Below are 13,813 nucleotides of genomic sequence, written 5' to 3' on the forward strand. Positions count from 1 at the left end.
CGCGCTTTGCCTTAGCGGCCCAGGGCATAGCCCTGCATGCCGCGCGGATTGGCGCCCGCCTTCAGGATGGTGCCTTCCGGCGTTTCTTCCGTCGCGCAGGCGCAGAGCCGGCCTTCCGACCAGTCGCCGCCGACTTCCACCTTATGGCCGCGCGCCTTCAGCGCCTCAATTGTTTCCTTCGGCATGCGGCCTTCAAGCGCGAGATAGCCTGGCTTGGCCGCGCGCGGATAGAAGGAGCTGGGGAAGTGTTCCGAATGCCAGGCCGGCGAGTCGATCGCTTCCTGCAGGTTCATGCCGAAATGCGCGACCTTGAGGAACAGTTGCGGCGACCACTGATCCTGCTGGTCGCCACCCGGCGTCCCGAAGGCCAGAGCCGGCTTGCCATCCTTCAAGGCCATGGAAGGCGACAGCGTCGTGCGCGGACGCTTGCCGGGCTTGAGCGAGTTCGGCAGGCCCTCTTCCAGCCAGAACATCTGCGCGCGCGTGCCGAGGCAGAAGCCAAGCTCGGGGATCGCCGGCGAGCTTTGCAGCCAGCCGCCCGAAGGCGTCGCGGACACCATGTTGCCCCAGCGGTCGATCACGTCGATATGGCAGGTATCGCCGCTGGCCGCGCCGCGCTTGTTGACGACGCCATCGCTGCCGGCGAGACGGCCCACCGTAGGTTCGCCGATGCCGACGCCGCCTGCTTCGCCCGCTTTGACGCTAGCAAGCTTCGCGGCCTTGCCGGTCGGATCGCCCGGCCGCAATTCCATCGACGCCGTATCCGTGATCAGCTTGCGCCGCTCGTCATTATAGGCATCCGACAGCAGGGCCTGCATCGGCACATCCACATGATCCGGATCGCCATACCATGCCTCGCGGTCGGCGAAGGCCAGTTTGGAGGCCTCGACCAAGACATGGATGAAGTCTGGACCGGCCGGGTCCATGGCATCGAGATCGAAGCCCTTCAGCAGGGCCAGTTGCTGCAGGAAAGCCGGGCCCTGGCTCCAGGGGCCGCATTTCGCCACCGTCCAGCCGCGGTAATCGTAAGTCAGCGGGGCTTCGATATGCGCCTGCCATTTCGCCATGTCGTCGCCCGACAAAAGGCCACGATGCCGCCTGCCGGAAGCGTCCATCGCTTCCGTCTCGCGGCAGAAGCGGTCGATGGCCTCGGCGACGAAGCCTTCACGCCAGGCCTTGCGCACGGCTTCGATCTTCTGCTCGCGGCTGCCGGCCGTATCCTTGGCGATCTGTGCCAGCTTGGTATAGGTCGCGCCCAGCTTTTCCTGACGGAACAGCGCGAAGCTCTTCGGCAGGTCCCCGTTGGGCAGCCAGATCTCGGCCGAGGTCTTCCATTCGTCGCGGAACAGTTCCTTCACCGTCGCGATGGTGTCGATCACGCGCGGCACCAGCGGGCAACCCTGCAGCGCATAATGGATCGCCGGCGCCAAAGCCTCGGCCACATCGATGGTGCCGTAATCGCGCAGCATCAGCAGCCAGCCATCGACCGCGCCAGGTACGCAGGGCGCCAGCAGGCCCGAGCCGGGAATGAGATCCAGCCCCAGCGACTTGAAATGCTCGATCGTCGCCTTCTGCGGTGCCGGGCCCTGGCCGCACAGCACCTCGATCTTCTGCTTCTTCGCGCTCCACAGCAGGGCCGGCAGATCGCCGCCCGCGCCGTTCAGATGCGGCTCAGCCATATGCAGCACGAAACCGGCCACCACGGCGGCATCGAACGCATTGCCGCCGCGCTCCAGCACGCCCATGGCGGCCGCAGAGGCGATCCAGTGCGTGGTGGCGACAACCCCGAAATTGCCTTTGATTTCCGGCCGGGTGGTGAAGGCAAATGGCGGCCGATTGGTCATTTGGACACTCATGATGGCTCTGTATTTGTCTAATGTTTAGGCAAATATCGAGTTTGCTCGCTTGTTGTATACAGAGCAAGCATTTCCCATGCCAAAGAAGCGGCTTCTGTGGATAAAAAAGCCGGCGCGCCAGGCGACCGCCCGAGGCCTCGTCTTCTGCGCGTGCACCCGGCTGCAAAGATTTCAGAAAAAGAGGTGTCCGGAAAAGATGTCCCGCCGTGCGGCGGCCGGCCATGCCGCCCTCTTGGGCAGCGCCCTCGTCGGGGGAGGAAGAGGACCGGCCGCCGTTTCGGCTTAGCGGAGATAGTTTACCAGCGACAGCGACAGCATGCTGCGCGTGACCAGATAAGTTGCCTCCAGCACCGTCTGGATACTGGCGATGGCGGCCGAGACTTGCGCATGATCGGCCTCCTGGATGGAAGCGATCCTGATCTTCAAAAGATCGATGCTGCGCGCATGCCGGCTCGCCACCTCGGTCAATTGCTTCTGCTTGTAGCCATTGCGCGAGGCGGTCTGCTTCAGTTCGGCAATGGCCGTGTTGAGCTGCTTGAGCGCATCGTCGACCCGCAGCTTGTAATTCTCCGGATCGGTTTCGATATCGGCAGTGGCGTCGCGGAACCGCACCAGGGCGTCGATGACGCGCTGCATGCCCGGCTCCACCGCCGATACGCCATAAGCCACCCGCTCGTTGTCGTTGACATAAAGCCCAACCTCATCGAGGTCGTAGTAATTCTGCAGATCGGCCGCGCCGGTATTGAGATAGGGCGGCTGCGGCAGGGTTGCCCCGTCGGTGACCACCGGCAACGGGTCGTCGTAGCCCGGCGTTATGCCGGGGATCGCGCCTGGGGCATAGGTGGTCGGGATATCCGACAGCCGGCCATTCAGGGGATTATCGGTCGGATTGGCCGCCGAGAAGATATAGCGGTTGCCATCCCTGACCTGCAGGATGCCACCGATCTGGTCCAGCAGCGTATTCGTCTGCGCAGCCGGCTGCGACGTCGATGCGAAATAGGGATCGCGGTTCTGGATCATCATCGTCTGGGCATCGGTCGCCAGATCGATGATCCTTTCAATGGACAAGGCTGCGAGCTTCACCCGGTTCAGCGCTGTCTGCGTGCCGGCGGCATATGTCTCCATCGTGCCGAGGCTGGCCTTGAGCTGCCCCAGTTCCTGCGACTGGGCGGCGACTCCGATCAGCCCGTCGGCTTTCAGGCCGCTCGCCAATTGCTGACTCTGGATGTTCAGCATCGTGTTCAGCAGACTGATGTTACGCGTCAGCGCCATCTGGCGCGCCAGTTGCGAAGTTCCCGTCACGGCCACCATGGCTACCTCCCGATATTGATCATTTGGTCGAACATTTCGGTAATCGCGCTCATGACCTGCGCCAGCGCTGCATAGTTCGACTGCAGCACCTGCAGATCGGCGAGTTCGTTATCGACATTCACGCCGGTCAGGTTGCGGTACTTCTGGTCCAGCGCGTATCGCAGGCTCTCCGCCGTATCGCGGTTGTCTTCATTCTCCCTGGTGATCCTGGAATGGTAGGAGAGGATGCCGCTGGTCAGGCCGAAGATATTGACGTTCGATATATGCAGGCCGTTCGGATCGCCGGCTGGATTGATCTCCGCCGCCGTCAGCGTGGTGTTGCGCATCGCCTGCTGTACGGCGCCGGCACGCGCCGCATCCAGGTTTGCTGGCGCCGCCGCCAACGCGGCATTTACGACGATGCTGCCGGACGGATTGGCCGGATCGAAGGTGAAAAACTGTTCGGCCTCGGCGGTGTCCGGATCGTCATAGGCCGCGTTGACGACATTGGCGACATTCACCGCCAGCGAGTCGATCTGGTTGAAGAATTTCGCCAGTGTGCCGCGATTGGCATCCGAGCTGGTCAGTGCTGCCGCGCTGCCATCGAGATAATTCAGTTCCGCCCGGATCGATCCGGTGCGGAAGCCGGCAGTCACATCGAGCCCGCCGGCAGTCGAGATCCTGCCGCTTGCTGGATCGTAACTGAACCGCTGCGCACTGACGCCCACGATCTGCGTGCCGGTATCGGTATAGATCGACATCCGCCCGGTATCGTCCACCATGGTGCGGATGCCGACGAGGCCGGCGATCTTGGCTGCTTCCGCATCCCGCAGATCCTCCAGATCGCCCGTCGGCATGCCGGCGGCCTTCTGGCTGATGATCTTGGCGTTCAGCGCCTCGACATTCCTCGCCGCCTCGTTGAGCGTCGCGACATCGCTTTGCAGCCTTTGCTGGGCATTATGCTCAAGATTGCTGCGCAGCCCGGCAAGGCGATGCAGCTCTGCCGTCAATTCCTGCCCGCGCTGAACCACCAGAGCCTTCAATGCCGTATCTTCCGGCGTTGCTTCCAGCTGCTTCCAGGCATTCTCGAAATTGGTCAGCAGGCTTTGAAGCGTTGCCTGGCCGCCGGTGGCGTTGGTCGCATCCAGCGCCTCGGCCAGGGTCCGGGCGTTATCCACAGCCCTCGCCAGTTGCTGGTGGCTGGCGGCGGCATTGTAGATGTCGCGCTGCAGCTCGGGCGCCGCCGCCCGCACGATGCTGGCGATCAGCGCGGCCTGGGGCTGCCCCCCGGCTGTAGGCGTCGTCAGGTTGACGATCTTGCGCGTGTAATCGGCATTCTGCGCATTGGCGATATTGGCGGAGACGATGCTGGTATGCGACTGGATCGTCGTCAGACCCGCTACCGCGGTGTTCAAGGCAGCCGTCAGCGACATGGCGGCCCTCCTCTGGCTTCAAGCGTCATGGCGGCCTCCATCAGCGGCGGATATTGATGGTTTCCTGGAGCAGTTCGTCGGATGCCGTGATGATTTTGGCATTCGCCGAATAAGCCCGCTGGGCGACGATCAGCTTGGAGAATTCCTCCGCGATATCGACATTCGACGCTTCGATGGCGGCCGATACATACGAGCCTGCGCCGCTCGATCCGGATGGCACCAGGATGGCCGCGCCTGAATTCGGCGTGGCGACGAAGGCGTTGCCGTTGACGCGATCCAGTTCGCTGGGATCGCGGAACTTGGCGATCGGGATCTGATAGAAGGTCTTGACGTTGCCGTTATCGAACGTGACCGAGACAAAGCCATCCTCATCGATGGACAGGCTCTTGAACGTGCCCTGCGGCACTCCGTTCTGATGGAAGTCGTTCAGTGTCAGCGTGTCGCCGGCATATTGCGTGGTGCCGGCATTGTTGCCGAACGATCCCAGATCCAGCCTCATCTCCTGCGGACCATGGCCGAAATCGAGCTGGAAGTTGAAGGACGCGTCGCCGTTGAGCGCGGCGACGACGCCGTTCAGACCGCCATCGGACCCCAGGAACGATAATGTGCCGGCAGGAACAGCCTCGCCGTCGATCTCGCCGCTGAACTGCACCTCCGCCGGGCCGAAGCTTTCCGGCGTGCTGCCCGGGCAGGTGACTTCCAGTGTCCACTGCCCTTCCCCGACGCGCGTCCAGATCAGGTTGAGCGTGCGCTCATTCCCGAGCGCGTCATAAATCGGGATCGAGCTGGCCGGCAGCGTCGCCGGCAACTCGCCTTCAGCATTCGTGATGTTCGACGGCAGATTGGCGGCATAATCCACCTTGCTGGTCGCCACCGGCGCATCGAGCAGGTTGGAAACCTGCACCTCCGTCGTCCGCGACGTATCGACCGCGCCGGTGACCGGATCGACCACCCAGCCTCGCAGGTAATAGCCCGACGAGTTGACCAGATAGCCCTTCGAATTCTGCGTGAAGTCGCCGACCCGGGTGTAATAGGAGGTCGTCTCGAAAATCGGCTGCCCGGTGGCGGGATTGATGCCGGTCTGCTTGGAGACGGGAATGAAGCCATTGCCGCTGATCGCAATGGAGGTCGTCGACGAGACCTGGGTGATCGAGCCCTGAGCGCTGTTGGTGAAATAAGGCTGGTTCAGCACGCCGCCCGGGGAATGCGTGTTCGCCTGTGCGCTGGAACTGGTGATCAGCGTCTGGAACCGCGATTCCACCTTCTTGTAGCCGATGGTGCTGGCATTGGCGACGTTGTCCGAGATGTAGCCGATCGCGGTCGACTGGCCGTTGAGGCCGGAGATCGCGGTCTGCATGGCGCCTGAAATCGACATGATGCGTGTCCTTTGCTGCGGGTGATCCTGCGATCCCCGGGAGCAAGGAGCATGCCGGTTTGCGACTCTTATCCTACAACCTTGGTCTTCCGCGATTTCTTGCCAAAGCGTAAAGCCGCGTTAACGATTGCCCGCAACAAAACCGGCAACGTCTGCCGCGCCTAGGGAAAAATATTCTTGTTTATAAGTATTTACCGTTACAGGACACATTATGTCTTGCATGTGTCAGGCAACAAATCTTAACACTTTGCACGGTTGCAAACACCCGGCACAACGGTTGTAAAGAACAATTGCAATACAATTTCAGCGCCGGCGCGGCATCTTTCGCGCAGCAGTTCGCCGACATAGCCGATGGATGTTTTGCTTTAAGCCAGGCTGTTTCCGGGCAGGAAGATCTCGACTTCCAGCCCATGCGGCTGCCGGTTGCGCAGGGCAATGCGGCCGCGATGCTCGATGATGATGGCTCGCGCCACGCTCAGGCCCATGCCGAGCCCACCGGTCTCGCGGTTGCGCGAGGCTTCCACGCGATAGAAAGGCTCGAACACCCGCGGCAGATCGGCTTCCAGTATGCCCGGGCCGCTGTCGCGCACAAAGATCTGCACGCCCGTCGCCTGCGGGTTCAGCGCGACATAGGCATAGTCGCTGTACTTGATCGCGTTATCGATCAGGTTCATCAGCGCGCGCCTGATCGCCGTCGGCCGGCAATGGATCGCCAGATGCGGCGGACCGGCATACTCGATCACCGCGCCCGCATCGGTACGGTCGTCGCACAGGCTGCTCAGCAGCACCGCCAGATCCACCTTCTCGGTTGGTTCGCTTTGCGAATCGAAAGAGGCGAAGGCTAAAAGCTGGTCGGTCAGCATCTGCATGAAATGCAGTTCGTCCAGCATGCGCTGCCGCTGCTCGGCATCCTCGATATATTCGGCGCGCAGTTGCAGCCTGGTCAGCGGTGTGCGCAGATCATGCGACAGCGCGATGATCAGTTCCGAACGATGCCGCACGAAACGGCTGATCTCCTCCTGCATCGCATTGAAGGCCGCCGAGATGCCGCGGAATTCCACCGGGCCGCGTTCGGGGATCGGCTTCGGCGCCTGCTCGGCCCGCCAGCCCTGCGCCGCGGCCATCACCCCTTTCAAGGGCTGCAGCAGGCGCCGCGTCGACCACAGCGCCAGGCTGCCGACGATGAGCAGAGTTGCCGTCGCCCATAGAACCGCCACCGCCCGGGGAGAAATCATGCCGCTGGCAGCAAAACCCTCGATGCCAAGCGTCGCGGCCTGCGTAGAAAGAACGGCGAGAAGAATTGCGCCGGCAATCCGCCAGACAATGCGATCGCTGCCAAGCTGTCGCAGACGACGCTTGAGGCCTTCGATCATGCGGATTGCAGCGCCCTGACATCCGGCGTGAAGATGTAGCCGCCGCTGCGGACGGTCTTGATCAGTTCGGGCAGGTTCGGATCGACTTCGATCTTGCGGCGCAGGCGGCTGACCTGAACGTCGATGCTGCGGTCGAACAGCACGCTGGAGCGACCGCGCGTCAGATCAAGCAGCTGCTCGCGGCTCAGCACGCGCTGCGGATGCTCGGCAAAAGCCAGCAGCAGATCGAACTCCCCCGAAGTCAGCGGCAGCAACGTGCCATCGGACGCCCGCAGATGCCGCTTGCCGATTTCCAGCAACCAGTTGGCGAAGGCATAGGCGAGCGGGCGGTCCCTTTCGCTGGCCGAGGCCGTGGCGGCACGGCGCAGGATGGCACGGATGCGCGCCACCAGTTCGCGCGGGCTGAACGGCTTGGTCAGATAATCGTCGGCGCCGATCTCCAGACCGGCAATGCGGTCGGCTTCGCCGGACAAGGCCGTCAGCATCAGGATCGGCACCGGCAGTTCCTGGCGTACTTTGCGGCAAAGCTGCAAGCCGTCTTCGCCGGGCAGCATGAGATCGAGCACGATCAGATCGAAGCGGCCGTTCTTCAATGCTGCCATCATGCCGCGTCCATCGGCGGCGGGCGTTACGCGGAAACCGTGCTCGGCCAGAAACCGCATCAGCAGAGTCCGAATCTCCCGGTCATCATCGACGATCAGAATATGCGGGCTGCGCGACATGGATTGAGTCAGTCGTCTTATGTTTGCGTCTCGAAGTCGCGGCATAATGCCAGCGCCAACGCTCAATCGGAAGATTTGGTTTGTAACGGAATGTTGCAAACACCAACTATAGTAAACGCTGCATTTACGATGATGACAGACTGCGCGGCTTCGTACGCCATTGCAGTGCCAATGCAACGGGAACACCGCACGCCGCGCCGTGTTGGTTAAAGATCGATTCACCTTATTTCATCGGTAACAAACAGATCGCGATGCCGCTCTCTCTATCACGATGGCCGCTATGGATCGCTGCCGCCAGCCTTGGTGCGATCGCCGTCGGTGGCTTTCTGTCACGCCCCGCCAGCCAAACGCTCGGACATGACGTTGCATCAGACAATGCTGGAGAGAATGCTGGTGGAGATCGCGGCCGCCATGCCAGGACCCCGTGGCAGATCGAGCGGCGCGGCTGGAAAGACATCTTCCTGCGTATCTACGACAGCCTCGGCAAGGACCGTCTCGTTGCCGTTGCCGCCGGCATCGCCTTCTATTCCCTGCTGGCGCTGTTCCCCGCCATCGCAGCTTTAGTCTCGCTCTACGGCTTCTTCGCCGATCCCGCCACCATCGCCGATCACATCGGCACCATCGCCGATTTCGTTCCTGGCGGCGGCGTCGATGTCATCCAGGGGCAGATCGACCATGTTGCCTCCCAAGGCCGCCAGGCCCTGGGGCTGACCTTTCTTTTCAGCTTTCTGGTGTCGCTGTGGAGCGCCAACAAAGGCACCAAGGCGATGTTTGACGCCCTCAACGTCGTCTACCACGAGGAAGAAAAGCGCGGCTTCTTCAAGCTGAACGCGCTGTCGCTGTTGTTCACCATCGGCGGCGTGGTCTTCGTGCTGGTCGCGCTCGGCGTCATCATCGTGCTGCCGCTTGCGCTCGATTTCATCGGACTGGGCAAGACCGCCGACCTGATCGACATCCTGCGCTGGCCGGTGCTGTTCGCCGCCATCGCCTTTGCGCTTGCCGTGGTCTACCGCTACGGCCCGAGCCGCGACAAGGCGCAATGGCGCTGGGTAAGCTGGGGCAGCGTGCTGGCCGCCTTCCTGTGGATCGCTGCATCGATTCTCTTCTCCTGGTATGCGGAGAATTTCGGCAGCTTCAACAAGACCTACGGCTCGCTCGGCGCGGTGATCGGTTTCATGACCTGGATCTGGCTGTCGGCGCTGGTCGTGCTTCTTGGCGCAGAGCTCGATGCCGAAATGGAGCATCAGACCATGCACGATACGACGGAAGGTCCGTCGCGGCCGATGGGATGGCGCGGGGCCCGAGTGGCCGACAGCATCGGGCCCGCGCGCGATTAATGGCGATTAGTGCTTCGCCTCGACATCGGCCAGCTTGCGCTGCAGGAAGCGCTGGGTGATCGCTGGCATGTTTTGCTCCAGCCAGTCGGCCATCGCGATCTCCTCCTTGAGGATCAGCTCGCAGTCGGTGGCCGTCTGCCGGTCGCCGCATTCCTGGGCCGCAGCGATCAGGATGCGGTATGAGGCGATCTCCATATGCTCAAAGGTATAGCTGGCAAGCGTGCCCTTGACGATTTCGTCCTCGGCGAAGACGCCGCTGATGCCCTGGGCGAAGGCCATCACCTTGCCGGCGGCATCCTTCAGGGTCGAGGTGTCGCCGCCGCAGCGCTTGATGCATTGCCGCACCACGCCGGCCTGCCGCCGCGTTTCCTCGATATGACGCTCGATCCGTGCCTTCAGCTCCGGATAGTTCTGAATCCGGCCAGCCAGCCGGGTCAGCATCTGCTCAGCCTGCTCTTCCATCGCGTGCGCATCGCGCAGCCAGTCGAGTAGGTTATCCTTTGGGTTGCTCATAGCGGCCTCCAGGTTGGGCTAGGGAGTTCACTCCCAGCCAAACCCGGAAGGATTGGGACGGTTCCAATGCCGGCCTTAAGGGAAAGTCAGCAGCGTCTTTGTGATGCTTTGTCAAACCAGAAGCGATCGCGCTGTCGGCGCCAGGCGCAGGCGTTCGCTGCGGATAATCGGGCGATCCTCAAGCAATGCTGCGGGCGGAAGTGCCTTGCAGGTCTCCGTATTGGGGAAGCTCGCGAACCAGATGAAGACATATTCGCCTTCCCGCACCGGCAGGGCAGGAAAAGTATTTTCGCTGGCTTCCGTCACCAGGCAGGCCAGCAGCCTTGCGCCAGCATCCACAAGCTTTGACCTTACTACCTGCTCGGCTGCGGTGACGAAGTCATTCGCCGCTGGCGCATCGAGATAGCAGATTTCGGCCATGACGATGCTCTGCGGCCGCTGCTCGGCCTGCGGTCCCGGGCGCTGGCTGGCCGGCGGAAGCTTGAAACCTGAATCCGGCTGAGCCGGGCGCAACAGCAGCGCATTGGTCGTGTCCACCATCGTGGCCCGGGCGGCAGCGCGGTGGGTCTTCCACGCCTCGCCATGAACATAGAAAGCCGTCAGCGCCTCGCCGCGCGCGGCCATGTCGGGAAAGCCGCGCAGCCAGACGAAGCGGTTCGGATCGTCCAAATCGCGGAACTGGCCGATGATCGTCATTCCCACCGCTTCCTGAGTCTCGACGAATTCACGGTCGAACAGCGTGATCATCGCATCTCGGCTGCCGGGATGCAGGGTGTACTGGCGCAGTTCCACTATGCCACACGAGGCCGGAGCGGCCGGGGAAGCAATTGGCGAAGAGACGGGCGAAGCGGTGGGCGTGGACATCGTTTCCTCCAAAACAGGTCAATCGTCCTGTTTATAACAGGACAGTTGTCCTGTTTTGTCAATCTGATAAAATTCGGCCATGGCAAAACGCCCCAGCAAACGCACCAACGACCCGGAAGGACTGCGCCGGCGCATTCTCGACATTGCGGCGGAGCTGTTTCAGTCGCGCGGCTATCACGCCACCAGCATGCATGACATCCAGGCTGAAGCCGGCGTCACCGGCGGCGCGCTGCATCATCACTTCGCCACCAAGAAGGCGCTCGGCATGGCGGTGATCAAAGAGCGTGTCTTCCGCCAAGTCGAAGAAACCTGGATCCAGCCGGTGCAGGCCGCGAAATCTGCAGCCGAGGGAATCCGCACCGTCTTCAAAGGCACCATTGCCGAACTGGATCAGCGCGGCCGCGTGCTGGGCTGCCCGGTCAACAACCTCGCCATCGAACTGTCGCTCGCCGATGCCGATTTCCGCCAGGCGCTGCATGGCGTGTTCCAGGCCTGGCGCGATGCCATCGCGCAGAAGCTGCGCGATGAGCGAAACAAGGATGTCGATCCCGAAGCCCTGGCAACCTTCGTGGTCGCCACCTTCTCCGGCGCGCTCGCGCTCGCCAAGACTGAACAAGATACCGCGCCGATCAGGGCCTGCGCCAAACAACTGGCGCAGGCCCTGCCGATACGGCGCTAGCGGCTTTTCAGCCACTCCAGCAGCACGGAATCGAAAGCCTCGCTTTCTTCCAGCTGCGGCGTATGGCTGCTGCGATCGAAGACGCGTACCGTGAGATCGCGGAAGAGCGGCCGGTACGGCGTCCAGGCTTCATAAGGCGCGACGAGATAATCGAACCGGCCCAGCGCCAGCAGCACCGGAATGTCCAGCGCCTCCAGCCCGCGCGTGATGTCGATGTCGCGGAACACCTCGCCCCAGAGATGATCGAAGCCGGCCATGTTGACATGCACGCCATCCCAAAGCGGCGCGGCATCGAAATCATGGTCGTGCCAGCTTCGCGCCCCCATGCGCAGGCAGAAGGCGATGAAGCGTTTCTCCGGCGCTGCCGCCAGATCGGCCGGCAGCTGCGCCATCTCCCGCTCCAGCTTGGCCTTGCGCGCTGGGCAGACGGCTTCCTGCCAATGCCGCTCGGCCATCGTCATATGCTCCGCATTATGGCTCGGCCCGGTGGCGATCATCACCACATGCGAGACATGCTTCGGATAGCGCTTGGCATATTCCAGAGCCATGTAGCCATGGCCGGAATGGCCGAGGATGACGATTTTGCCCAAGCCAAGATGCGCCCGCAGCCGCTCGATATCCTCAAGCACGGTTTCAAAAGCGAAGTCAGCAGCCGTGACCGGTTCATTGGCGGGCTCCGTCAGAGGCGCAAAGCCGCGATGATCGACGAAGGCAAGCTGCAGATGCTGCCGTAAAGCCGCCGAGAAGGTGCGCGGATAATAGAGCACGCTGCCAACCACCAGAACCGGGCGGCCGCGGCCTTCCACCTTGTACTGCAGAGAGAATGGCCCCGAACGCAGAACGCCGCCTGCGGATCGAGCCGGATGAATGTCGTTGGACATGGTCCGAATCCTTTAGCAATTCCCATGCGGCCGGCAGAGGCTGGCCGCGAACCTGCGCAGCACGGCGCGAGCGCCGTACCGGCTGATGAAAGCGGTTCTGGGAAAGTCGCTAATGGACGCGGGGCATGGCGAGCGAATGAATACGGTTATGCTGATGACAGCACGTTTATAGGGCGCCCGTCGCCATCGGGGCAAGCCGGCTTAGACTTCCGTCGTCGATCCTGTACAGCCAGCCGGTTTCGTCAGCACGAGCAGCGGCGGAGGCGACATGCGGTCGCCCATTGCAGGAGCTGCAGCCGCTGCATCGCCTGCCCGTTGCGGCAGACGCACGACGCGGCGTGTTTTCGGAAAGTCCGTGAGGCCGCCCACCGGGCGCCAGGCGGGCTGCATCTGCAGCGATGCGCCGACATGATGACCATTGGCGGCCTTGCTGTTAGCCCATTCGACCCGGTAATCGCCGCCCGGTTGATGAACGACGACATAGGCCTCGGCCGCCGAATGCTGCGCGGAATTGATGGCGTGACGCAATGCCTGCTCTTTTACCAGATAACCGCCATAAATTTTGCCGCGTACACGGATATACCAAAGATCGTCCTGCTCAATGACGTAGTAATACTTCCGCATCGAATCCCCCGTAGAGATGGCGGTACAACCACGGCGTCCGTGTCTTTGTTCCTCAGTCAGCGGAGGGATTTGCGATTTGCGGCAGCATCGGTGGCTGCCCCCAATCGCGGGTGGCTGGTATTTATGATGGCGGCATTAGGGGTTAGCGATTGTCACAGCAGCGCCGCATGTGGCGCCGGAACAGCCGCCCCCGCTTCGCCGTTTTGCTCATCGCCCGGGCCGCCCCAAGACCCTGGCGTTCCGAAAAAGCGCAAGACCGCGCCCAATCTTGCCGGTCGCCCAGTGGAGGGGCTGGTCGCAGGAGGAGGAGCCATGCATTACCGCATCCGCGAGGTGGACGGTTGCGACCCTGATATTGCGACCATGATCAACCGGCTGCATCTGATCGCCTTCCCCGGCGAAGTGCCGATCCGCACCGATGGCGGATGGTGGTGGCTGGCCTGGAATGGCGAGAACGACAAGCCCATCGGCTTTGCCGGCCTGTGGCCGTCATCGCGCTTTGCGCAGACCGGCTATCTCTGCCGTGTCGGCGTGGCACCTGGCCATCGCGGCAATGGCTTGCAGAAGCGGCTGATCCGTGTGCGTGAGCGCAAGGCGCGCAGCCTCGGCTGGCATTGGATGCTGACTGATACGGTGCCCACCAACCCGGCCTCGTCCAACACGCTGATCGCCTGCGGCTACAAGACCTATGTCCCCTCCAAGCCGTGGTGCCGCAACGGCGCCATCTACTGGCGGCGCGATCTCGATTAAAAAATTGTTCCCTGCATGTTCTTTTTGCGCTGTCGGCAATCCTAAATCTCACTCGCGCATACATTATGGAAAGCGCCATGCAAAGCGACGCATCCTGCACGCCCGGGAAGCCGCCG

At 62.3% G+C, this 13,813-nt stretch carries 13 protein-coding genes; 3 read left to right on the forward strand and 10 right to left on the reverse strand.

Annotated elements, in window-relative coordinates; genetic code table 11:
• Positions 1-11 precede the first annotated feature (11 nt).
• The 6 genes from Q0603_RS11660 to Q0603_RS11685 all read right to left on the reverse strand — a co-directional run bounded on the left by Q0603_RS11660 (position 12) and on the right by Q0603_RS11685 (position 8,049).
• A complete protein-coding gene (locus tag Q0603_RS11660) occupies positions 12-1,844 on the reverse strand; it encodes a gamma-glutamyltransferase family protein (RefSeq protein WP_298725784.1) in 1,833 nt (610 codons plus the stop codon).
• A gap of 294 nt (positions 1,845-2,138) precedes the next feature.
• The gene (locus Q0603_RS11665) at positions 2,139-3,167 is read right to left on the reverse strand and encodes a hypothetical protein (RefSeq protein WP_298725786.1); all 1,029 of its coding nucleotides are present in this window, start codon (positions 3,165-3,167) and stop codon (positions 2,139-2,141) included.
• A 2-nt stretch (positions 3,168-3,169) separates the two neighbouring features.
• Positions 3,170-4,579 (reverse strand): flagellar hook-associated protein FlgK, encoded by a 1,410-nt coding sequence (flgK, locus tag Q0603_RS11670; protein WP_298725788.1) that lies wholly within the window; start codon positions 4,577-4,579, stop codon positions 3,170-3,172.
• A gap of 40 nt (positions 4,580-4,619) precedes the next feature.
• Positions 4,620-5,954, reverse strand: coding sequence for a flagellar hook protein FlgE (gene flgE, locus Q0603_RS11675; RefSeq protein WP_298725790.1), 1,335 nt, complete (start codon positions 5,952-5,954; stop codon positions 4,620-4,622).
• 365 nt (positions 5,955-6,319) lie between these two features.
• Entirely contained in the window at positions 6,320-7,327 is a 1,008-nt protein-coding gene (locus tag Q0603_RS11680) for an ATP-binding protein (RefSeq protein WP_298725792.1), read from the reverse strand.
• Complete coding sequence (locus tag Q0603_RS11685) at positions 7,324-8,049, reverse strand: response regulator (RefSeq protein ID WP_298725794.1); 726 nt, start codon at positions 8,047-8,049, stop codon at positions 7,324-7,326. The genes Q0603_RS11680 and Q0603_RS11685 overlap by 4 nt, the downstream gene beginning before the upstream one ends.
• A 251-nt stretch (positions 8,050-8,300) precedes the next feature.
• On the opposite strand from Q0603_RS11685, the gene Q0603_RS11690 reads away from it, so the two are divergent.
• The gene (locus Q0603_RS11690) at positions 8,301-9,386 is read left to right on the forward strand and encodes a YihY/virulence factor BrkB family protein (RefSeq protein WP_298725796.1); all 1,086 of its coding nucleotides are present in this window, start codon (positions 8,301-8,303) and stop codon (positions 9,384-9,386) included.
• Between the two features lie 6 nt (positions 9,387-9,392).
• Here the strand turns inward: Q0603_RS11690 and Q0603_RS11695 are convergent, their stop codons facing one another.
• Positions 9,393-9,899, reverse strand: a complete 507-nt coding sequence (locus Q0603_RS11695) for a ferritin-like domain-containing protein (RefSeq protein ID WP_298725798.1) — start codon at positions 9,897-9,899, stop codon at positions 9,393-9,395.
• Positions 9,900-10,010: 111 nt separating this feature from the next.
• Positions 10,011-10,763 (reverse strand): NIPSNAP family protein, encoded by a 753-nt coding sequence (locus Q0603_RS11700; protein WP_298725800.1) that lies wholly within the window; start codon positions 10,761-10,763, stop codon positions 10,011-10,013.
• 79 nt (positions 10,764-10,842) lie between these two features.
• Between Q0603_RS11700 and Q0603_RS11705 the strand changes: the two genes are divergently transcribed.
• The gene (locus Q0603_RS11705) at positions 10,843-11,442 is read left to right on the forward strand and encodes a TetR/AcrR family transcriptional regulator (protein ID WP_298725802.1); all 600 of its coding nucleotides are present in this window, start codon (positions 10,843-10,845) and stop codon (positions 11,440-11,442) included.
• On the opposite strand, the gene Q0603_RS11710 is transcribed toward Q0603_RS11705, so the two are convergent.
• Positions 11,439-12,323 carry an alpha/beta hydrolase gene (locus Q0603_RS11710; protein WP_298725803.1) on the reverse strand — a complete coding sequence of 295 codons (885 nt, stop codon included), beginning with the start codon at positions 12,321-12,323 and terminating at the stop codon, positions 11,439-11,441. The two genes, Q0603_RS11705 and Q0603_RS11710, sit on opposite strands and share 4 nt — an antisense overlap.
• 201 nt (positions 12,324-12,524) lie before the next feature.
• Entirely contained in the window at positions 12,525-12,947 is a 423-nt protein-coding gene (locus Q0603_RS11715) for a hypothetical protein (RefSeq protein WP_298725805.1), read from the reverse strand.
• A 312-nt stretch (positions 12,948-13,259) separates the two neighbouring features.
• Between Q0603_RS11715 and Q0603_RS11720 the strand changes: the two genes are divergently transcribed.
• On the forward strand, positions 13,260-13,697 hold the full coding sequence (locus Q0603_RS11720; protein ID WP_298725807.1) for a GNAT family N-acetyltransferase: 438 nt from the start codon (positions 13,260-13,262) through the stop codon (positions 13,695-13,697).
• Positions 13,698-13,813: the final 116 nt, after the last annotated feature.

It is taken from the genome of uncultured Ferrovibrio sp. (genome assembly GCF_937960835.1).
Classification (GTDB): Bacteria; Pseudomonadota; Alphaproteobacteria; order Ferrovibrionales; family Ferrovibrionaceae; genus Ferrovibrio.